General features: G+C 66.6%; 18 protein-coding genes and 1 pseudogene. 6 read left to right on the forward strand and 13 right to left on the reverse strand.

What is annotated here, in order from left to right; all coding sequences use genetic code 11:
• Positions 1–124 precede the first annotated feature (124 nt).
• Positions 125–1,081, forward strand: coding sequence for a hypothetical protein (locus HMPREF2559_RS00540; protein ID WP_070539206.1), 957 nt, complete (start codon positions 125–127; stop codon positions 1,079–1,081).
• Positions 1,082–1,167: 86 nt separating this feature from the next.
• Here the strand turns inward: HMPREF2559_RS00540 and HMPREF2559_RS00545 are convergent, their stop codons facing one another.
• Together HMPREF2559_RS00545 and HMPREF2559_RS00550 are read right to left on the reverse strand one after the other, a co-directional pair.
• The gene (locus HMPREF2559_RS00545; RefSeq protein WP_066488143.1) at positions 1,168–1,896 is read right to left on the reverse strand and encodes an SDR family oxidoreductase; all 729 of its coding nucleotides are present in this window, start codon (positions 1,894–1,896) and stop codon (positions 1,168–1,170) included.
• Complete coding sequence (locus HMPREF2559_RS00550; protein WP_066488146.1) at positions 1,896–3,017, reverse strand: M24 family metallopeptidase; 1,122 nt, start codon at positions 3,015–3,017, stop codon at positions 1,896–1,898. The genes HMPREF2559_RS00545 and HMPREF2559_RS00550 overlap by 1 nt, the downstream gene beginning before the upstream one ends.
• Before the next feature lie 33 nt (positions 3,018–3,050).
• Between HMPREF2559_RS00550 and HMPREF2559_RS00555 the strand changes: the two genes are divergently transcribed.
• Together HMPREF2559_RS00555 and HMPREF2559_RS00560 are read left to right on the forward strand one after the other, a co-directional pair.
• The gene (locus tag HMPREF2559_RS00555; RefSeq protein WP_068801769.1) at positions 3,051–3,671 is read left to right on the forward strand and encodes a trypsin-like peptidase domain-containing protein; all 621 of its coding nucleotides are present in this window, start codon (positions 3,051–3,053) and stop codon (positions 3,669–3,671) included.
• A complete protein-coding gene (locus HMPREF2559_RS00560) occupies positions 3,664–3,954 on the forward strand; it encodes a VOC family protein (RefSeq protein ID WP_066488152.1) in 291 nt (96 codons plus the stop codon). The genes HMPREF2559_RS00555 and HMPREF2559_RS00560 overlap by 8 nt, the downstream gene beginning before the upstream one ends.
• A gap of 67 nt (positions 3,955–4,021) precedes the next feature.
• Here HMPREF2559_RS00560 and HMPREF2559_RS00565 read toward each other — a convergent pair whose 3' ends face one another.
• From HMPREF2559_RS00565 to HMPREF2559_RS00615, 11 genes are all read right to left on the reverse strand, one after another.
• Positions 4,022–6,817 (reverse strand): DEAD/DEAH box helicase, encoded by a 2,796-nt coding sequence (locus tag HMPREF2559_RS00565; RefSeq protein ID WP_066488155.1) that lies wholly within the window; start codon positions 6,815–6,817, stop codon positions 4,022–4,024.
• Positions 6,818–6,856: 39 nt separating this feature from the next.
• Positions 6,857–7,996 carry a twin-arginine translocase subunit TatC gene (gene tatC, locus HMPREF2559_RS00570; RefSeq protein ID WP_082723233.1) on the reverse strand — a complete coding sequence of 380 codons (1,140 nt, stop codon included), beginning with the start codon at positions 7,994–7,996 and terminating at the stop codon, positions 6,857–6,859.
• A gap of 247 nt (positions 7,997–8,243) precedes the next feature.
• A complete protein-coding gene (gene tatA / locus HMPREF2559_RS00575; RefSeq protein WP_066488161.1) occupies positions 8,244–8,597 on the reverse strand; it encodes a Sec-independent protein translocase subunit TatA in 354 nt (117 codons plus the stop codon).
• 69 nt (positions 8,598–8,666) lie between these two features.
• On the reverse strand, positions 8,667–9,773 hold the full coding sequence (locus HMPREF2559_RS00580; RefSeq protein ID WP_066488168.1) for a helix-turn-helix transcriptional regulator: 1,107 nt from the start codon (positions 9,771–9,773) through the stop codon (positions 8,667–8,669).
• A gap of 5 nt (positions 9,774–9,778) precedes the next feature.
• On the reverse strand, positions 9,779–10,756 hold the full coding sequence (locus tag HMPREF2559_RS00585) for a helix-turn-helix transcriptional regulator (protein ID WP_083297732.1): 978 nt from the start codon (positions 10,754–10,756) through the stop codon (positions 9,779–9,781).
• Between the two features lie 57 nt (positions 10,757–10,813).
• Positions 10,814–12,202 carry a Pup--protein ligase gene (gene pafA / locus HMPREF2559_RS00590; protein ID WP_066512275.1) on the reverse strand — a complete coding sequence of 463 codons (1,389 nt, stop codon included), beginning with the start codon at positions 12,200–12,202 and terminating at the stop codon, positions 10,814–10,816.
• A 5-nt stretch (positions 12,203–12,207) separates the two neighbouring features.
• On the reverse strand, positions 12,208–12,396 hold the full coding sequence (locus HMPREF2559_RS00595; protein ID WP_066488174.1) for a ubiquitin-like protein Pup: 189 nt from the start codon (positions 12,394–12,396) through the stop codon (positions 12,208–12,210).
• Positions 12,397–12,416: 20 nt separating this feature from the next.
• Entirely contained in the window at positions 12,417–13,973 is a 1,557-nt protein-coding gene (gene dop, locus HMPREF2559_RS00600) for a depupylase/deamidase Dop (protein ID WP_070539208.1), read from the reverse strand.
• The gene (gene arc / locus HMPREF2559_RS00605) at positions 13,958–15,574 is read right to left on the reverse strand and encodes a proteasome ATPase (protein ID WP_083297733.1); all 1,617 of its coding nucleotides are present in this window, start codon (positions 15,572–15,574) and stop codon (positions 13,958–13,960) included. The genes dop and arc overlap by 16 nt, the downstream gene beginning before the upstream one ends.
• A 131-nt stretch (positions 15,575–15,705) precedes the next feature.
• Positions 15,706–16,542, reverse strand: coding sequence for a tRNA (adenine-N1)-methyltransferase (locus tag HMPREF2559_RS00610; protein ID WP_066488184.1), 837 nt, complete (start codon positions 16,540–16,542; stop codon positions 15,706–15,708).
• Positions 16,543–16,571: 29 nt separating this feature from the next.
• Entirely contained in the window at positions 16,572–17,819 is a 1,248-nt protein-coding gene (locus HMPREF2559_RS00615) for a M18 family aminopeptidase (protein WP_066488186.1), read from the reverse strand.
• Positions 17,820–17,867: 48 nt separating this feature from the next.
• Between HMPREF2559_RS00615 and HMPREF2559_RS00620 the strand changes: the two genes are divergently transcribed.
• From HMPREF2559_RS00620 to HMPREF2559_RS00630, 3 genes and pseudogenes are all read left to right on the forward strand, one after another.
• Positions 17,868–18,683: a RecB family exonuclease gene (locus HMPREF2559_RS00620; protein ID WP_066488188.1), complete on the forward strand. Its 816-nt coding sequence runs from the start codon at positions 17,868–17,870 to the stop codon at positions 18,681–18,683.
• Between the two features lie 18 nt (positions 18,684–18,701).
• Positions 18,702–19,457: a hypothetical protein gene (locus HMPREF2559_RS00625; protein ID WP_066512289.1), complete on the forward strand. Its 756-nt coding sequence runs from the start codon at positions 18,702–18,704 to the stop codon at positions 19,455–19,457.
• A gap of 163 nt (positions 19,458–19,620) precedes the next feature.
• A pseudogene (locus tag HMPREF2559_RS00630) lies at positions 19,621–20,357 on the forward strand (hypothetical protein); the annotation flags it as partial.

Raw genomic sequence — 20,357 nt, forward strand, 5'->3', positions numbered from 1 at the left:
CCCACCAGCCTAGCGTCTGGAGGCGAGAGAATTCGCATAGCAACCCGCGCGTTCGCTGTCAGCGTGCGGCCGAGCACCCGAGCCGATACCGTCCCCGCGCGGCTGCGCCTTAGACTGGGACGCTATGAGCACTTCTACCCCATCGACCGTCCGCCTCGTGCCCACCGGCGCTGCTCTCCACTCGCCAGAGTGGCTGGCCCTCGCCGAGCTCGCCCGCACGCATGGCGACGGCCAGGTTTATCTCGGCACGCGTGGCACCGTGGAACTGCGCGGCGTGCAGGAGCCCGATGCCGCCCGCGCCGCCGCCCCGCAGACCCTCCAGGCCCCAGTCCCCGTTCTCCTTGACTCGCTCGATCTCGCCGCCGTGGAGATGGCCGAGCACGTTGGCGCGGCGCTGGAAGATCTCTTCGCCGGCCGCTACGCCATCGACTTCGAGCCGGACGGTGGTGCCTTTGGTTCCTCCCCGGGCTTTGTCCTCGATCCGAAGGTCCGCCCCGACCCCGACGATGAGGACGCCGCTGAGTACGCGGACCTCATCGCGCTCATCAGCCCGGCACGCCGCGCGCTGGCACGTCGCGATGCCGCGGACCCGTTCGTTGTAGGCGTCGGCTCCCCCACAGGTGATGTGCATCGTCACCGCCCGCACCTGCTCGTCGCACCGGCGAAGGACCAGACGGTCTATACCCCGCGCGGCGAGCGCCGCACCCCGGTGGAGATGCAGGGCGCTACCGCGCGCATGCTCCTCGACAACCTCGTCGAGGAAGCCCTCGCGTTGCTCGCAGGCGACGCCGACGCGGGACAGGGGCCTGCCACCCCGCCGGTGCAGGAGGCGAAGAACCCGCCCATCGGCTGGTTCGAGGAGCATCTCCCCGACGGTCATGCGGCCCTCGGCGCCGCGCTTCCCGAGGGCTCGATGCCTGCCGAGTACGCCGAGATGATCGGCCGCATGGACGTCGACACGGTGCTCACGCCGTGGGGCGGCGTCGTCTTCCCTGACCTGCCCGTCGCTGACGCAGACGTCGTGGTCCGCTTCCTCGCCCCACGCGGCTTCGTCTTCGACATCAACTCGCCGCTGCTCTAGGTTCCTCGCCATCCCAGCGAACGAAACCCCACCCACACTCGCCGATCGTGTACAAATTTCGCGAGAGTCGGTGGGGTTTGGTCCGGCTAGCGGGGCATGTGCCGCCAGAGTGGGCGCGGAACGCAGCGCATGACCCAGGCCAGCAGCCGCAGCGCGCCCGGAATCCACAGCGTGCGGCTGCGCCCCGAATCCATCGCCCGCACGACCGCGCGTGCCACGACGTCCGGCGTGACCGAGAGCGGCGCCGGCTTCATGCCCGTGGTCATCGAGCCGATGACGAAGCCCGGACGCGCCGTGATGAGTGCCAGCGGCCCGCCATGCAGCCGGTCCGCGAGCCCCTGACAGAACGCGTCGAGGCCTGCCTTCGTCGAGCCGTAGACGTAATTCGCCCGTCGGGCGCGCCAGCCTGCAATCGACGAAAACGCCGCGATGTGGCCCGACTCCATGATGTCGGCGAGCACCGTGAGCATGGATACCTGCGCTGCGTAGTCGATGGTCGCTATCTCCGCCGCATGCGCCTCGTCGTGTTCCGCCCGCTCCTGGTCGCCCAGGATGCCGAACGCTACCACCGCAGTCGTCACGGGACCGGCGAGCTCGACGGCCTGCTCCACCACACGACGGTGCGCGGCAAGGTCCGCTGCATCGAAGTCGATAATGTACACGGCCGTGGCGCCGCGCGCCGTGAGTTCGCGCTGCAGCGCCTCGAGTCCATGCGAGCCGCGCGCAGCCAGCACCACCGGGCGCCCTAGTGCGAGCAGCCGGGCGATCTCCCCGCCAATGTCGCTGCGCCCGCCGAGGATCAGCACCGCTCCCATTAGCGCAGCTCCCGCGGGCAGGCGTTAAGCGACTCACAGCCGTCCGCCGTCGTCACCACGATGTCTTCCAGGCGCATGCCCCACGTACCCTCGAGGTAGATGCCTGGCTCGATGGAGAAGGTCATGCCCTCCTCAAGCACGAGCTCATTGCCCGCGAGAAGGAACGGCTCCTCGTGGACCGAGAGACCAATGCCGTGGCCCGTGCGGTGAAAGAAGGCGTCGCCGAAGCCCGCCTCGGCTATCACGGAGCGTGCGGCGGCATCGACGTCCTGGGCGCGCACGCCCGGCGCGGCAAGCGCCCGGGCCGCTGCTTGTGCCTCGGCGAGGATGGCGTAGGCGTCGCGGAAGGGGGCATCGGCAAGCTCGGGCCCACCCACGACGTAGGTGCGGGTGCAGTCCGAGTGGTAGCCCGCGCCGAACGTGCCTCCGATGTCGACGACGACCGGCTCGCCCTCGGCCAGCACGCGGTCCGAGAAGCTGTGGTGCGGATTCGCGCCGTTGGGCCCAGAGCCGACGATGATGAAGTCGACGGAGACGTGCTCAGCGAGGATGCGCTCCTCGATATCCGCGGCGACCTCGCGCTCCGTGCGGCCAGCGCGCAGCAACTCCGGAACGGCTTCATGGACGCGGTCGATGGCGGCCGCCGCCCCGCGCAGCTGCTTGAGCTCCGCGTCATCCTTGCGCATGAATAGTTCTGAAAGCGCCGTCGACGCCAGTGAGAGCTTCGCGTCCGGCGCGTGTTCCTGGAGCTTAAAGAGGTGGTCCGCGGTGAGCGACGCCGAGACCGCGAGCCGCGCGTAGCCGGCCTCGCCCAGCGCGAGCCCGTACGGGTCCTCGCCATCGGCCCACCCGGAAAGCTCCACGCCCATCTCAGGCACGGCCGTGGACTGCAGCTCGAGCACATCCGTCTGCGGCGCGACGAGACGCGGCGTCCCCTCGGCCGGGATGACCAGCGCGGTGAGGCGCTCATTGGAGGTCATCCACGAGCCAGTGAGGTACGCGAAATCCGGGCCCGTCGCAGCAAGTAGCGCGTCGAGCCCCTGCGCGCGCAGGACCTCCTGGGCACGTGCCACGCGCGCGGCGTAGACGGACGGGGCAAAAGGTTTAATCTCATGCGACATGCTGGTTAGTTTAATCGCGGTACTGTCGTGGGAATGAACACCTCTCCCCTGCCCGTCGTGCGGCTCACGCGCGCCGGGAGCTACTGCTCGGGCACCCTGGTTGCCCCGGACCTGCAGCCGCACGCGTACGTGGCGCCGCGGCTTGTGCTCACGTGCGCACACTTCTTCCGGGAACCAGGGCCGTACCGCGTCACACGCGCCGGGGTCTCTGCCCGCGTTTCCGCCGTGCGCGTCATCAACGGCACGGATCTGGCGCTCGCCCTCCTTGACCGTCCCGCCGGTCCGCGCGCGGTGCCGGGCCTGCTGCGAGACCGGGTGCAGCTGGGCCAGACCACGTGTACACGCGGCTTTGGCGGGCGCGCACTCGACGTGCACGACTACCGCGGCCTGCTCGTCGCGACGCTGCCTTGGGCCGTGTCCCGGGACGGGCTCACACGCGTGCGCCACGGCGCGCTCGTGGCGCATGGCGCGGTCAAAGGCGATAGCGGCGGCCCCGTCCTCCTCGGCGACACAGTGGCGGGCGTGCAGTCGCTCGTCCTCGATCCGTTCGGCACGAACCTCGGCCTGGCGACCGTGAGTCTTGTCGCACCCCATCTTCCGTCGCTGCGCCGCGCAGCCCGGGCACTCCTCCTTATGAAAGGCGCCCATGCCTGACGCCGATCATTACTCCCACCTTCTGGATGAACCGCACCGTCGACGAGGCCGCCGCAGCGCTCGACTATTACCTGGAGACCTTCCCCGACTCTCGCGTGGTGACCCGTTCCTTTGCACAGCCCGGCCGGGTGCCTCGTTCTTCGCCACGGCTGCCGATGCCGCCCAAGCGGCCGCGTCGTGGCACGAGTGCCTCAGCGCCGACCCAGCGCGCGGCCAGCATGGCTGGATGGTCGACCCCTTCGGCGTGACGTGCCAGATTGGCATCGCCGGCGAGGACGCCTAAGAAATCCGTTCAGACCGTGGTCGAGCGCTGCGAGGGGCTTATCCGTGTGGGAGGGATTTCCGGCGGCTTAGGCGCCGATGGCGACGACGCCGCGCTGGATGGCGTCGATGGCGCGCCGGGCGTTAGCGCGGATTTCGTCCTCGTAGCCAGTCTTGGCGATCTGCTGGAGAAGATCAACGACCTGGCGGCACCAGCGCACGAAGTCGCCCGGCGTGAGTTCGGCGCCGGACTCGTTGGCCGCGGCCATGCAGTAGCCCAGCGGGGCGCCCGCGGTCCACTGGTGGATGGCGAGCGAGAAACCCGCGTCCGGCTGGCGCGTGAGCGGCAGGCGGTGGCGCTCCTCGTCGGCGATGAGCTCGGTGTAGATGCGCACAGTGGCGTTCATGGCGTCGGCCATGGGCTCCGTGGCGGCCTCGGGCTCGCCGGAGGTGGCCTTGCGGTTTTCAAAGATGCACATCGAGGCCACGCCAGCGAGTTCCGCAGGGTCCAGGTCGTTCCAGATGCCGCGCTTGAGACACTGCGCGACGAGGAGGTCGGCGTCGGAGTGGATGTGTGCCAGGCGGTCGCCCTCGTCCGTGACGAGCGGGCGGCGGTCGTCGCCGAAGCCTTCGAACTCGACGTAGTCCATCTCTGCAAGCAGCTCCACGATGCGCGTAAACGTCGTGCCTAGGGTGTCGCGCGCCGTGGAGACAACGCCCTTGAGCTTGGCGAGCTCGGACTCGCGGCGGGTGAGCTTCGCCGCGAGGCGCGCGAGCTGCTCGCGGTCGGCCGCTGGCCACGCGTGCACGGGGTGCTGGCGGATGGCGTCGCGCAACTCCCCCACCTTTTTGCTGGGCCGGTTGCGCGTTGTCATTTTCATTTTGCGCGGCCGATCGTAGTGGTTGCGGCGGAACTGGTCTTGGAAGAACTTTGTGTGGCGGCGCGGGTTCTTATTCATGCCGCGCGGAATGCGCATGTGGCCCACGACGATGGGCGGATTGCCAATGCCAGAGGCATCGATGCGCCCCGACCAGCCCTGCTCCGTCGTCACCCACGGGCGCGGGTCCTGCGCCTGGTTCGCTGGCGTGTTGACCACGGCGAGGATGGGGTGCTTGCGCCCAGCCATCGCAATGACGTCGCCGAGCTGCAGGCGCGCGAGCACCTTAACTACCTCGACGTTGCGCTGCGCCGTGGAATCCTTGGCGGCCTTGCGCTCCTCGCCTGTAAGTTTATGGCGCAGGTCCGTGTATTCGCCCAGTAATTCCGCGGGGTCCTCGTCGTCGCGGGTGGGCGGGGCGAGGGCGGAGACGGCACTGGCAAGCTCCGTACGGAGTTCGCGCACGCGCTGCTCGGCGCGCTCGATTTCTGCGGCCTCCTCGACGACGGAACCATCTGCCTGGAACTGGGCGAAGGAGCGCTCGATAAGGCGCAGCGAGTCGTCGAAGCCCATGAGCCCCAGCAGATTGATGGCCATGTTGTAGCCGGGCGTGAACGTCGAGTCGAGCGGGTACGTGCGCGTGGAGGCCAGGCCGGCGACGGCGTGCGGGTCCATGGCTGGGGTCCACTGGACGACGGCGTTGCCCAGTGTGTCGATGCCGCGGCGGCCCGCGCGTCCTGTGAGCTGCGTGTACTGGCCTGGCGTAAGGTCGACGTGAGCCTCGCCGTTGTACTTAATGAGTTTCTCCAGCACGACCGTGCGCGCCGGCATATTGATGCCCAGTGCAAGCGTTTCCGTAGCGAAGACGGCGCGGACGAGCCCCTTGACGAAGAGCTCTTCCACGATGTGGCGGAACGCCGGGAGCATGCCGGCGTGGTGGGCGGCGAAGCCGCGCGAGAGGGCCTCCCGCCAGCGCTTGAAGTCGAGGACCTGGAGGTCTTCTTCCGGGATGCCTTCGACGCCTGAGTTGACGATGGCCTTGATTTCCTCAGTCTCCTCCGGGCTGGTGAGCACCATGCGCGAGCGTAGGCACTGATATAGCGCACCGTCGCAGCCCGCGCGGGAGAAGATGAACGTAATCGCCGGCAGCATGTTCTGTGCTTGGAGTACCTTGAGGACTTCCGGGCGTCCTAGCGGGCGATAACGGTCCTGCTGGCGGGAGGCTCCGGAGCGCCGCGGCGCATGGTCCTCGCCGTGCTTGGAGCGTGAACGGAAGGACGCGCCGGAGCGATAATCTGCGCGGCCGTCATCCGTGTCGCCCGCCTCAAGGCGCTGGATGCGGTGTGCGAGCTCGCGGTTGACCTGGCCGCCGGACTCGGGCTCGAAGAGCGGGTAGATCTTGCGGCCCACGAGCATCCACTGATCCAACGGAACGGGACGGTGCTCGGAGACGATGACCTTCGTGTCTCCACGGACGGCGGAGAGCCACTCACCGAATTCCTCAGAGTTGGACACGGTAGCGGACAAGCCCACGACGTTGACCGCGGGGTGCAGGTTGAGGATGACCTCCTCCCACACGACGCCGCGTGAAGCGTCTGCGAGGAAGTGGATTTCGTCCATGACCACGTGCGTGAGTCGATCGAGCGCCGGTGACTCCGCGTAAATCATATTGCGCAAAACCTCGGTGGTCATGACGACGATCTCCGCGCTGCCGTTGATGGAGACATCGCCGGTGAGCAGGCCCACGGCGTCCTCGCCGTGCTCCGCGACGAGGTCGTGATACTTCTGGTTGCTCAGCGCCTTAATCGGCGTGGTGTAGAAGCACTTCGTGCCCTGCGAGAGCGCCAACGAGACGGCGAACTCGCCGACGATGGTCTTGCCAGCGCCGGTAGGCGCACAGACGAGGACGCCATGGCCCTCCTCGATGGCGCGGCAGCCCTCCACCTGGAACGGATCGAGCGGATGGGAAAGTCCAGCGGCGAAAGCCTCAAGGTGGGTGGTAGTCATATCTGCTCACCCTACACGGCAGCCCCGCGCCGCGCGGGCTTAGAGTACGTCGTCAAAGATGCTCGGGCCTGCCGATGCGCCCCCGTCCGGCGTTTGTCTCCCCTGCGGCGTCTGCTGGTGGGGAGCCTGTTGGTTCGGCGCTTGCTGCTGCGGTGCCGGCGGCATCATGCCGGGCTGCGGGCGTCGCTGGGTGCTGGCTTGGCGCGCGGGTACCGGCGGTTGCTGCATCTGCTGAGGAGACTGGGGCGGCAGGCCCTGCTCGCGGCGGACCTGGGCGCGGGAGTAGCCGGAGCTGGAGGGAGCGACAGGCGCGGGGGCATCGACGGGCTGGGGTGCTTCAAGTCCCGCGGAGCCAATGGGGCCCGATGCGCTGATGGGGCCGGAAGCCTGCTCGTCGTCGAGGTCCATCCACTCGGGGCGCTCGCGGTTGCGGCGCTTGTCGTTGATGCGGCAGAACTGGAAGGCGATTTCGACGAGGAGGCACACGGCGGTGCCCATGGTGACCATCGCGATGGGTTCGCCGCCCGGGGTGAGTACCGCCGCGAAGATCATGACGATGACGATGATGAGGCGACGCTTGCCCTGGATGGCGGTGTACGCGAGGATGCCCAGGATGTTGAGCATGACGATGACGAGCGGTACTTCGAAGCTGATGCCAAAGATGACCAGCATCGCAAGGAAGTAGTTGTAGTAGTCGCCGCCGGAGAGCGCGGTGGTCTGGAATTCGTCGCCGACGGAGAGGAGGAACTCGAGGCCCTGGCTCATGACGAAATAGGACAAGAAGGCGCCGGCGAGGAAGAGCAGGACGGCGAAGAAGACGAAGATATAGGTCCAGCGGCGTTCGTTCTTGTGCAGGCCGGGCACGACGAAGGCCCAAACCTGGTAGAGCCAGAACGGCGAGGAGATGACGAGGCCCGCGAGCGCGCCGACCTTGAGACGCAGCATGAACATCTCAAAGGGCTTGGTGGCCAGCAGACGGCACTCGTTGTCGTTGGTAAACGAGGCGCGAAGGTTCGCCGGCAGGTCGCAGTAGGGTCCGCGCAGGAAGTCGCCGAGGCTTGGCCAGCCGAACGGGGCCTGGGCATACCAGTAGAAGCCCACGATGGTGCCGATGCCGATGAAGAGCACGGCGAAGAAGAGGCGGCGCCGCAGTTCCTGGAGATGCTCGACGAGCGTCATGTCCCCCGTCGGGTTCTTCGGCTTACGCGCCGCGCGCAGACGCGCGAGGGCACCCGCGCGTTTCGCGCCACGGGGGCTCTGCGGACGCTGCGGGTCGGAACCGGGGTTCGGGGCTGTGGTCATGGAGGGCAACCTTTATCTTCAACACAGGAGGCGCCCACGGTCACCGGGAGTCGCGGTGACGATGAGCGCCGTTAAGCATGCCTAGGCCTGAAGCTCTAGGCGAGAGAACTGGAGCACGCCTGCCTTAGGCGTTCGGGTTCTGCTGTTGCTGTGGCGCCTGGCCGTAGTCGCCGCCCTGGTAATTGCCAGTAGAGCCGTAGTTGGGCTGCTGCGGCGGCAGTGGTTGCTGGGCCTGGGGCTGCTGCGTGAAGTTCTGCTGCGCGGTCTGCTGGAACTGCTGTTGGCCCTGCGGGAGCTGGTTCTGCTCGAGGTCGCTCGAGGGACGATCATTGTCGTTGTTCATCTCGTTGACCTCAGACTTGATGATGCGCATGGAGCGACCCAGCGAGCGGGCCAAGTCCGGCAGCTTCTTCGCACCGAAGAGCAAAACGATGATGAGGACGATGATGATAATCTCGGGAGCGCCAATCCTGCCCATTGCAAGACCTCTTTCAGTGGTAGTTAATCCGGCGGCGTCATGACGGTGTCGACGACCGGGGTGAAACGTTTATTGAGTATAACGGGCGCGGGCCGCAGACGCGGCGCGAGCAACAGCATCAACCAACTTTTGGGGGCCAATTACCCGCAATCTGTCAGCTTGCCCCAAGCAAAAACGCACCATCCATTCCTCGGAGGCGACGGGCATCGTGGCGCGCACCCAGCCGTCGGAGGCGGTAGCCAGCTGCGGCAGCGGGTCATCGATGGGCGCGTCATCCGGATCGTCCGGGTCGTAACCGTCATCGTCAGCGCCGGAGAGCTCGGCATCGAGGGCAGCCGAATCCACGACGCGTGCGAACTCACCCTCGACAACGCGGTCATCCGAGTCGACGATGTGGAACTCAATGTCATAGTGTTCGGCCAGCCACGTGGCATCCGGGTGGATGTCGAGGACAGCCTCTTCGTAGCGGTCATAGCCGAAAGGATCCTCGGCATCGAACTTGAGCTCGTCCTTGTGCGGCGTGGCGGGCGTGTCGAGCACCTGCAGGTCGCGCATGCGGTCGAGACGGAACGTGCGGTGAGCGCCGCGGTCCTCTTGCCACGCGATGAGGTAGCTCTCCCCCTCCCGGACATAGATTTGGGCGGGCGAGACGGTGCGGTGCGAAGTGGTATCGCTCGAGGCGGCCCAGTACGTGAAGGCAACTTGGACGCCGTCGCGGAGGGCATCGGCAAGCTGGGCTTGCAGGGGCGACTCGACAGGGTCGGGCTCCGCGGCGGAGTCGTAGATGCCCACGCCGCGCTCGTCGAGGACGGCACGCAGCTTGGCCGCGGCGGAGCGCACGGCGTCGGCGTCGACGAGGCCCGGGATGGCCTCGAGGGCCTCGAGGCTAAGGAGGAACGTACCGGCCTCCGTGGGGGTCAAGCGCAGCGGCTTGTCCAGACCCTGATCATTGAGGATATTGACGCCGCGGTAGTCGACGATGAGGTCGAGCATCTCTTCCGTGTACGAGCCAACGCCGGTGGTCGTGAGCGCGTCGAGGGCGCTCTTGACCTCTTTGGCATCCATGTTGAGGTCTTGGGCTGCTTCGAAGATGGACGCCTCCGGCTTATTGCGGAAGTACGGCACGAGGTTGAGCCACCGCACCAGGGTTTGGTTCTTATCGAGATTCGTGGACATGGCGATTAGTCCTCCTCGGTAGTGGTTGGGGCGGCCTGGAGCAGTTCGCGCACGCGCTCGCGCGCGGCGGCGGGCTCGAGGATATCGACTTCGGGCGCAAAACCGACGGCGGTGCGGGTAAGCCAGTCGAGCGAAACGCCCGTGAGCGCGTAGCGGCCGTCGGGGCGGTGGGTGCCGCGCACGGCGAGCTCCTGGGCGGTGCCTTCGGGGATCTCGAGGACGGCGTCGATGAGATCGTGCGGCTGCAAGATGTCCGCAACGATATCGTCGAGCGGCGCTGTGGGCTGGGTAAATTCGGGGCTCTTGCGCTGGAGGGCGACCTCGCGCAGGCGGGTGATGCGGAACGCGCGCGGGGCCTGACGGTCGATGTCGAAGCCGACGAGATAGACGCGGCCGCCCTGGGTCACCATGCCCCACAGATCCATCCGGCGCTTGGTGAGCGGCGTGGTGGGCGTGGCGCGGTAGTGGAAGCTGATGCGGTAGGAACGCTCGACGGCGTTGACGAGCATGTAGAAGTCTTCGGCGCGCAGACGATTGAGGTCGTTGGTGGCGAGGACGTGCTGAAGCGGGTGCTCCTCGGCGCCAGGAGCTGAGGTCACGCCGGCGGCGGCCATCTTGGCCCAGCCGGTATCGGAGTAGCGGGACAACTCGCCAAACTGGTTGAAGCCGCGGATGAGCGAGAGCGCGAGGGCCTCCTCCGCCGTAAACGAAATTTCCGGCAGGCGGTAGCTGTCCCGGTCGATGCGGTAGAGCGTGTTCTCGTCGCCGCCGCCGGAACGGCGATGGATAGGCACGCCCACGCGGTGCAGGTCCTTGGCATCACGCTTGAGCATGGTGCTGGGTTCTTTGGACTCGCTATAGCCCTCGACGTGTTCGATAATCCACGCGGCGGAGCGCTCCGGGTTGCGGCTATGCTCAGCCGCGCCAAGAAGCACGAAGGTGAGCCGGGTCATGCGTTCTACTGCGTCGTCGTACCGCGACATGAAGTGCCTTCCAAAAAAGTGGTGGTGGGGAGCGTCGGTTATCCGTTATTCGGCAAGTTAACGGGCGTGTACGTCCATGTACTCTAGCAGCGCGTCGAGGCGCGCGTCCGCCGAAATGAAGGGATCGCTAAATTCCTCCACCCGCGCTTCGGGCCGGTTGACCTTCATGCGCGTCCAGTCCACGGTGTAGTTCGCGCCGGTCTCCTTCGCCTTGGCGAGGAATTGCCCACGCAGCCACGCGCGCGTGGTGGGCGGGGCGGTGTCGACGGCGCGGGTGATGGCGGCATCGGTGGTCCAGCGGTTAATGAGCCCGCGGGATTCCAGGACGGAGTACAGCCCGCGGCCCGGGCGGATGTCGTGGTACGTGAGGTCGACCTGCGCGAGCTTGGGATGGCCCCAGTCCCCGCCCAGGCGATCGCGGTAGCGCTCGAGGAGCTGGAGTTTGATGATCCAGTCGACGTCCTGTGCAACGTCGGACAGGTCGCCGGATTCCAGCGCGTCGAGGACGCGGCCCCACAGCTTAACCACGCGCTCGAGTTCGGTGCGCGGAGTGCCCTCGTCTGGGCGCTGCGCGAGCCACTCGACGGCACGGGCGTGAAGCGCCTGCTGGACCTCGAGCGCGGTGATGGTGCCGCCGGACGCGAGCTCCAGGACCGTGCGGCCCGTGGTGTCGCGCGCAATGTCGCGGATCCGGGCGATAGGCTCGACGATTTCCAGGTTAGGCAGCTCGAAGCCGGCCTCGATCATCTCAAGCATGAGCAGCGTCGTGCCGACTTTCAGCGCGAACGTGGGCTCGGCCATGTTCGAGTCACCAACGATGACGTGCATGCGGCGGAAGCGTGCGGAGTCGCCGTGGGGCTCGTCGCGCGTATTGATGATCGGCCGCGAACGTGTCGTCGCGGAGGACACGCCCTCCCAGACCTGGTCCGCGCGCTGCGAGAGCAGGAACTGCGCAGGCTGGTCGCCCTTGGCCGGCTGGATAAGCCCGGCGCCGCAGATGAGCTGGCGGGTAATCATAAACGGCAGGAGCGCACGACCCAGGTCGCGCAGAACGAGGTCGCGGCCCACGAGGTAATTCTCGTGGCAGCCGTAGGAATTGCCCGCGGAGTCCACGTTGTTCTTAAACAGGTAGACCTGCGCGCCGGTGGCGTCCTCGGCCTGACGCGCGAGGCGGTCGACCATGACGTCCCCGGCGCGCTCGTAGGCGAGCAGCTGGCTCAGCGAGTCGCACTCGGCCGTGGCGACCTCAGGGTGCGAGCCCACGTCGAGGTAGAGACGCGAGGCGTTGGGCACGAAGACGTTCGACGAAGAATACTCGTCGATGACCGGGCGAAAGAGCTCGCGCGCGATCTCATCCGGGTGAAGTTGGCGGCTTCCCGCAGGTGTGCGCGCCGTGATGCCGTACTCCGTCTCCACGCCCATAATCCGGCGGTAATGCACGCTCATGAGGCTTACTGGCCGCCCTTTTGCACGTAGGAGCGCACGAATTCCTCGGCGTTGGACTCGAGCAGGCCGTCGATCTCGTCGAGCAAGTCGTCCGTGCCTGCCGTATTAATCTGCGCCTGGCTTGCCGATGCCCCCTCCAGGGCGTCGTCCTCGCCGGCACCGCCGCCAGAGATCTGGGATTGCTTGTCAGCCATGATTTCTCCTTGAGGTTGGGTTATAGATGACGATACTCGGGGTTGAGGCCAGCCTTGGCGAGCGCCCCCAGAAGGGCGTGGACATCGCCGGCGGGTGTGTCCTCGAGGGCCGCGATGATGTCAGGTCCCGTCGCGGCGTCGACCTCGTCGAGGTGGAACAGGGCGTAGCTGTCCTTCGCGCGCAGCGTGACGTTTTGCCAGCTGGCCGCGACGACGGCGTCACCGAACTTCTCGGTTACGCGACCCCGGAAGTAGGCGCGAGTCTCGCGCGGAGGGGTCACCGAGGCGCGCTCGAGTTCGGCGTCGGTGACGAGCGTGCGCATCTGGCCTTTGCGCACGAGCGCGTGGTAGAGCGACTTCGCCGGGTCGATATCCGCGTACTGGATGTCGATGGCCGCGAGCTTCGGGTTTTCCGGGTCCATGCCGCGGTCGAGGAAAGCCTTGATGAGTCGCCACTTGGCGACCCAGTCGAGCAAGTGCGCAGCTTTAAGCGGGTCCTCGGCGAGTAGGCCCGCTGCCTCGTCCCAGGCGGCGATGACCTTCTCGTCCGCCGCGGTACGCGGGGTGATGCGGGCGCGGTACTCCCCCAGCAGCTCCAGCGCCGTGAGTTCGCGGCCATCCCCCAGCACGAGACGGTGCGTCAAGGAGACGTCGTGGGAGACTGCGGCGACCTCGGAGACGGCATCGGCAAGCTGAAGGTCGGAAAAGTCCACGCCGTCCTCGATGGCGTCGAGGACGAGCGAGGTCGTGCCGAGCTTGAGCAGCGCCGAGGTCTGCGAGCAGTTCGCGTCGCCAATGATGACGTGGAGGCGGCCGAAGCGGCCGGCCTCGGCGTGGGGCTCGTCGCGGGTGTTGATGATGCCGCGGTTAAGCGTCGTCTCCAGCGAAATCTCTTGCTCGATGTAGTCCGCGCGCTGGGAAATCTGGAAACCCGGCCTGTCGCCATCGTGGCCTAGGCCCACGCGGCCGGCGCCGGTGAGCACCTGGCGCGCGACGAAAAATGGGATGAGTGCGTGCGCGAGCCGGTCAAAGTCGGTGTCCCGGTTATAGAGGTAGTTCTCGTGCGCGCCGTACGAGGCGCCCTTGCCGTCGACGTTGTTCTTGTAGAAGCGCAGCGGCGGGCAGGGCTCGTGGCCCTGGAGGATGGAGTTGTTTTCTTCGTAGAGCTCGGCCACTCCGGCCAACGCGCGCCGCGCAAGCACGTCTCCAGCCGCGTCGTAGACCATCGCGTCCCACGCGCCGAGGCATTCCGGCGAGGAATACTCCGGGTGAGCGTGATCGACGTAAAAACGTGCGCCATTGCTGGGCACGACGTTGGCGACGCCGATGGCGTTGGGATCGACCACGGGCACGGTCTGGTAGCGCTTGAGATCAAAGCCGCGCTGATCGCGCAGCGGGTGTTCCTCGGCAAAATCCCAGCGCGAGCGCGCGGTGGTGTGCAGCGCGCCGTAGGCGACGACGGCGTGCGTTGAGGTGACGATGGGTGACAGCGCCGGGTTCGTGGGGCACGAGATGCCGTATTCGGTCTCCGTGCCCATAAAACGCGGGACGCGCGTGCTCTCTAGTTGCTGTGCCATGTCGGGCTCCTGAATCCGAGTAGTTCGACGCGTTCAATGGACCGGCCGCTGCGCGAGCCGTTGCCCGCGATGCGCGCCCACTCGTCCGGGTTCGTGGAGGTGGGCAGGTGCTCGCTTTCGGCCTGCTCGGCGGCGATGGCCTGGTGCAAGTGCGCGCTGGACATGGCGGCGGGCGTGCCAGCGCCGAGGGCCTCCTTGATGGCGAGCTTCTTCGCGCGCGAAATGATATTGGCGATCATCGCGCCAGAGACGAAGTCGCGGTAGTGCAGCACGCCCGGCTCGTCGACGCCCACGAAGTGCAGGGCGACGAAGGGACGGTCGGCGTAGAGCTCTCCCACCGCGGCGTCGATGAGATCGTCCACGGGCTGGGCATGCGGCACGGTGTCCGGGAAGTGGCGCGCGAAGATCTCGCGGGCGCCCTGCCGCGTCGGGCGGCTGACGCGAATCTTGATGTCGAGACGGCCCGGGCGCATGATCGCCGGATCAATGAGCTCTTCGCGGTTGGTCGCGCCGATGACGATGACGTTGCGCAGGTCTTCCACGCCGTCGAGCTCCGTGAGCAGCTGCGGGACGACGGTGGTCTCCATGTCCGAGGACACGCCCGTGCCGCGGGTGCGGAAGATGGACTCCATCTCGTCGAAGAAGACGATGACCGGGCGGTCGCCCCCGCTGGCGAGCTCGCGGGCGCGCTCGAAGATGAGGCGAATGCGGCGCTCGGTCTCGCCCACATACTTGTTGAGCAGCTCGGGGCCCTTGACGTTAATGAAATAACTCGGAGTGGACGCGCCGAGCGACGCCGAGAGCGAATTCGCGACAGCCTTTGCGATGAGCGTTTTACCGCAGCCCGGCGGGCCGTAAAGCAGCACGCCCTTGGGCGGGTGGAGGTCGAACTCGCGGTAGAGGTCCGGGTGGAGGAAAGGCAGCTCGACGGCGTCACGGATCTGGGAAATCTGGGCGTCAAGGCCGCCGATGTCCTCGAAGTGGACGTCCGGGACTTCCTCCAGCGAGAGCTGGGAGACCTCGGTTTTCTCAATGGCCTGGAACGCGACGCCAGCCTTGAGATCCACGAGGACGTTGTCCCCAGCGCGGGCGGCGCCGCGCAGTGGCTGGGCAAGCAGCACGACGTGCTCGTCGCCCGAGGGGGTGGCGATGACAGCGTGCTCGGTGTCGAGGACCTCGACGAGGCTCACGAGCGTGCCCGTCGGCTCGATGCCGCAAGCTTCCACGACGATGAAGCCGTCGCCCAGGCGTACGGACTCCCCCGGCTGGAGGCTGCCCGGCTCGACCTGGGGCGCGACCTTAAGACGCATCCGCCGGCCGTTGGTGTAGACCTCGGCGTCCTGGCGGCCGTCCTCGCCACGCGGTGCGCTGGAATAACGCAGGAACGTGCCGTACGTGGAAGCGGGCTCGGCCAGCGCGTTCAAGTCCGCGGCGAGCTCGCCCAGTTTCGTGCGGGCCTCGTGGAGCAGGCCCGCGAGTTTGGTGTTGCGGGTGGATAACTGCTCGATGTGGCGCTTAAGCTCGGCGGACTCGCGCAGGTTGGTCGCCGTGCGTGCCTCTCTGACGTGTCTACTCTGATGCGAGGAAGTGGCGTCATTCATATCTCCACCCTAGCGCGCGGCTGCGTCACCCTGGTAAGGCACCCCTATCGTGGCGGACCGGCGGCCCAGGATCGCGAAACCCGCAGACCAGGCGGCGGTTCTACGGGTTCTGCGTCGTCCGGCGTGCCGGACTACTTGCGGGCGCGGCGCTGCGGGCGCGGCGGCGTGACGCCGTCGGCCAGGCGGCGGGTCCACACGAGGAACGCAGTGTGTGCGTTCATGCGGTGCTCCGGGCGGGTGGCCAGGCCCTCGACCTTCCACTCGCGCACGAGGGACTCCCACGCCTTCGGCTCGGTGAAGCACTTGAGCTCGCGGATGCCCTCCATGACGTTCATGAGCTGCGGCACCGTCGCCACGTAGGTCATGAACACGCCGCCCGGGATGAGGATGTCGCGCACGGTGTCCAGGTAGTGCCACGGCTCGACCATGTCGAGGATGACGCGGTCGACGGGGCCGCCCAAGTCTTCGACCTTCACGTCGCCGAGGTCGCCCAAGCGCGGGGTCCACCATTCGGGCTGCTCGCCGAAGTATTCCTGCACGTTGTTCACGGCGAACTCGAGGTGGTCTTCGCGAATCTCGTAGGAGTAGACGTGGCCCTCAGGACCTACGGCACGCAGCAGCGACATCGACAGCGCGCCGGAGCCAGCGCCAGCCTCGAAGACGCGGGCGCCCATAAAGATGTCGCCCTCGACGAGGATCTGCGCCGCGTCCTTCGGGTAGATGACGGCCGCGCCGCGGGGCATGGACAGCACGTGGTCGACGAGGAGGTGGCGGAAGAGCAGGAAGTCCGAGCCCAGCGTGGAACGGACCACGGAACCTTCGTCCAATCCGACGATGTCGGAGTGCTTGATAAGGCCCTTGTGCGAGTGGAACTCCCCGCCCTCTTCCAGGACCTGGGTGTAGTGGCGGCGCTTGGCGTCCGTGAGCTGGACGCGGTCGCCGTAGTGGAACGGGCCGGAATAAGGCATGGGCGGTTCTCTCCTCGAGATGGGTGAAACTAACCTACCCAGTATGCCTCAAGGCCCTGGGAGAGCCACACTTGGTCGTCGACGCCGACCATCTCGCGCGCCGAGTGCATGGACAGCATGGGCACGCCCACGTCCACGGTGTCGATGCCCAGGCGCGTCGCCGTGATCGGGCCAATGGTCGAGCCGCACGGCACATCGTTATTGCCCACAAACCGCTGGACCGGAACCCCGGCCCGGGCGCAGGCGGACTCCCACAAGGCGACCGTGGTGGCATCGGAAGCATAGCGCTGGTTGCCGTTGACCTTGGTCACGGGGCCGCCGCCGATGATGGGATGGTGGCCCGGGTCATGCTTGCCCGCGTAGTTGGGGTGGACGGAGTGGGCGGCATCGGCAGACACGCACGAGGAACGCGCGTACATCTGGTGGAGCGCCTCCTCATCTGCCCCTAAAGCGCGGCCCGTGCGGTCGAGGACGTCGGCGAGGATGGGGCCCGCCGCACCGAAGCGCGACGACGAGCCAACCTCCTCGTGGTCGAAGGCGGCCATGACGAGCACGTCGGTGCCGTCATAGGACGTCGCGGCGTTCAGCAGCGCGACGAGCGAGGCGTAAACCGAGCTCAAGTTATCCATGCGGCCTGCAGCGATGAACTCGTTGCGGGGACCGAAGACGGCGCCGCGGGCGGCATCGGCAGTAATGAGGTTGAACGCGGCGATATCCTCGCGCTGGATGCCCGCCTGGGCAGCGACGACGTCGAGGATGGACCCCTCAGCCGTTGTGAGCACCGGCTGCATGTGGGCCTGGCGGTCCGGCTTGAACTCGTCGGAGCGGTAGAGGTGGATGGCCAGCGAGGGCAGGCGCAGGACCGGGCCGGTGGTGACGAGGTGCTGCGTCCCGTCCTTGGTGACGACCTGGCCCGCGGCGGTGAGCTCGCGGTCGAACCAGGTGTGCAGTAGCGCGCCGCCGTAGACCTCCACGGCGACCTGGGACCAACCGGCGTTCTGGAAGTCCGGGGTGGGCTTGAGCGCCAGGCCCGGCGAGTCGGTGTGGGATCCGACGATTTTGAAGGCGCTGTCTTGGGAGGCATGGGACGGGACGAACCACGCCATCACGGCGCCGCCCCGGATGAGGAAGTGCCCGCCGGGTGCGGCGGACCACTCGGCGGCCTCGTCCTGTTGGGTAAAGCCTGCCTCGACGAGCTGGCGCGCGACCTCGTGGGCGGCGTGGTAGCTCGACGGCGAGGCGGCAATGAAATCAATAAAATCCTCTGCGTAACTCATGCCCTCTAGCTTGCCACGTTTGGCAGCGCATTAGAGTAGAGATCCACCATGACTTCTTCGACACCCCGCCCCCTGGCCCTGTCCCCCTCGCGCGCGAGCGACTACAAGCAGTGCCCGCTGCTCTACCGCTTCCGCGCCATCGACCGCCTGCCGGAGCTCAAGACCGAGGCACAGGTCAAAGGCACGCTCGTCCACGCGGTGCTCGAGCACACTCACCAGGCCCCGCGTGAGGAGCGCACGTTTGAAGCGGCCGTCGCGCGGATAAAGCCGGAGTGGGAGAAAATGTGCGAAGACCCTGCGGTGGCCGAGGTCGTACCCGAGGGTGAGACCTCCCGCTTCCTCAACGAGGCGTGGACGCTCCTGCGCGGCTACTTCCAGATGGAAAACCCACAGGGCTTCGACGCCCACGAATGCGAGATGTATGTCGACACAGTCCTGCCTAACGGCGTGCCCGTGCGCGGATTCATCGACCGCGTGGACGTCGCGCCCACGGGCGAGGTCCGCGTCGTCGACTACAAGACGGGCAAAAAGCCCAAGCCTCAGTGGTCACAAGACGCGCAGTTCCAGATGCGCTTTTACGCGCTCGTCTACTGGCGTCTTTTTGACACCATTCCCTCTCAGCTGCGCCTGATGTATCTCAAGGTGCTCGACTCGATGTTCCTCGCTCCCCATCGCGAGGAGCTCGAGTACTTCGAGCGTGATCTGGGCGAGTTGTGGGCCAAGATCGAAGGCGACGGCAAGTCCGGCGACTTCCGGCCCAAGACCTCCAAGCTGTGCGGCTGGTGCTCCTTCCAGGCGCTTTGCCCCGCCTTCGACGGCGTGCCGCCCGAGTACCCGGGATGGCCTGGGTCCACCGCCGACTAGGTGATAACCTCCTTCACCATGAGTGAGGAGTTAGAGCGTTTCCAGCCCCACGAGGTTGACTATTACCGCAGCCGTAATCTGCCTTCTTTCGCGACATGGCTCGTGCCCACCATCCCTGCTGGCGTGGCCTTCGGCGCGCTCTCGCTACACTCCATTCCACTGCTCGTCCTTGGGCTTGTCCTCGCCGTCGCCGGTGCCGTGTGGATTATCCGCCGCTACCCCATGGTCGCACCGCAATTCACGGAATTTCGCGATGAAGACTACTCGTTCTGGTACAAGTACTCCTGGATCGCGCCACTCATCCCCATCGGCCCGCTCTACGGACTCATTGAGCCCACCCTGCCCCACCTCGAGCTCGAACCGCCCCTCCTCCTCGTCTCCGCCGGCGCTGGCCTCTACGCCACACTCGGCCTCGCGTGGGGCGCACACCTTCAAGTCCGCTGGCTCCAGCGCATTGGGGCGCGCCGGGTTCGGCGGCTGTCGCACAGCTTGGAGGGCGTGACTCCCGAGCTCCTCGAGCTCGTCGACCGCCACCATGTGCTCCTCGCCGGGCTGCACGGCATCGGCGCGGTGGACGGCGGGGAGATTTCCGCCAAGGCCTTGAGTCGCGTCACCGGCACCCCGCTTTCCGATGCCGCCCCTTCCCTCCGCGAGCTTGATTCCGCCGGGCTCGTGCATGTTAATCGGATTGGGCTCTACGCCGACGAGCCCAAGTGGCGCGTGACGCTCACGCCGTTGGGCGTGCGCTGCGTGGCCGCGAGCGCACGCCGCTGACCGGCGTGAACGCGCCGGTAAAACTGAGATGCTCGTGAGAAGCGTTAGTTTCTGTGGATAACTGGGCCGATTTTGCCCACTGCATTTGGCAACCGGCGCAGGTTGTCCACAGGAAAATATGTTCCCCTAGCATTGTGTGCCGCGTGCCTTTAGCTTCTGGGGCATGACAGTTTCTCTCTTCGCAGCTCTTACCCTCGGCGTTACCTCGCTTCCCGAAGCCGCCGGCATGTCGCTCAAAGACATCCTCGCCCTCGGTGTCGCCCGCCCCGACGCGCTTCTCGTGCGCCGCCTGCACAAGGTCTACTACGGCAACACGAAGGCCACGACCCTCCAAGCCGAAGCCCGAGCGGCGGCGATCCGCCGCAAGCACCCGCTACGCGTACTGGAAAAGATCGAGAACCTCATCGCCTCCGCCCCCAACAAGGACACACTGCGCGCACTGCTCGCGGACACCGCCGCCGAAGACATTCCCGCTGTTGCTGCCAAACACATTGAGAAGAAGCCCAAAGAGGAATACGCCCGGCTGACCCAATCCCCAGACGGGTGGGCACGCTTGACCATCTTCACCAAGGACCAACGACTCCTCGACTTCGCCAACGGCCTGCCCGGCGTGACCCCGAAATCCCGAGAGAAGCTTTTGGACGGCTTCAAAGAATTCGTCGAAGGCGAAACCACGCTCGCGCCGCCGCGACGCATGGTCCACGTCGTGCTCAAGCTCGACGAGATGGACAAGATTACCCGCGGCGAAGGCGACGACGTCACCATCCGCGCCTCGGACGGCTCAGTGCGCACCGGCGCGCAACTGTTGCAAGAGAAAGTGGCGCCGTACTTCCAAGCGACCATCATCAACTGGCGGGGCGAACCGATCGACAACTACTACGGCCGAGAGTTCACGAAGAA

This window comes from Corynebacterium sp. HMSC072G08, from assembly GCF_001809185.1.
GTDB classification, from domain to species: Bacteria; Actinomycetota; Actinomycetes; order Mycobacteriales; family Mycobacteriaceae; genus Corynebacterium; species Corynebacterium phoceense.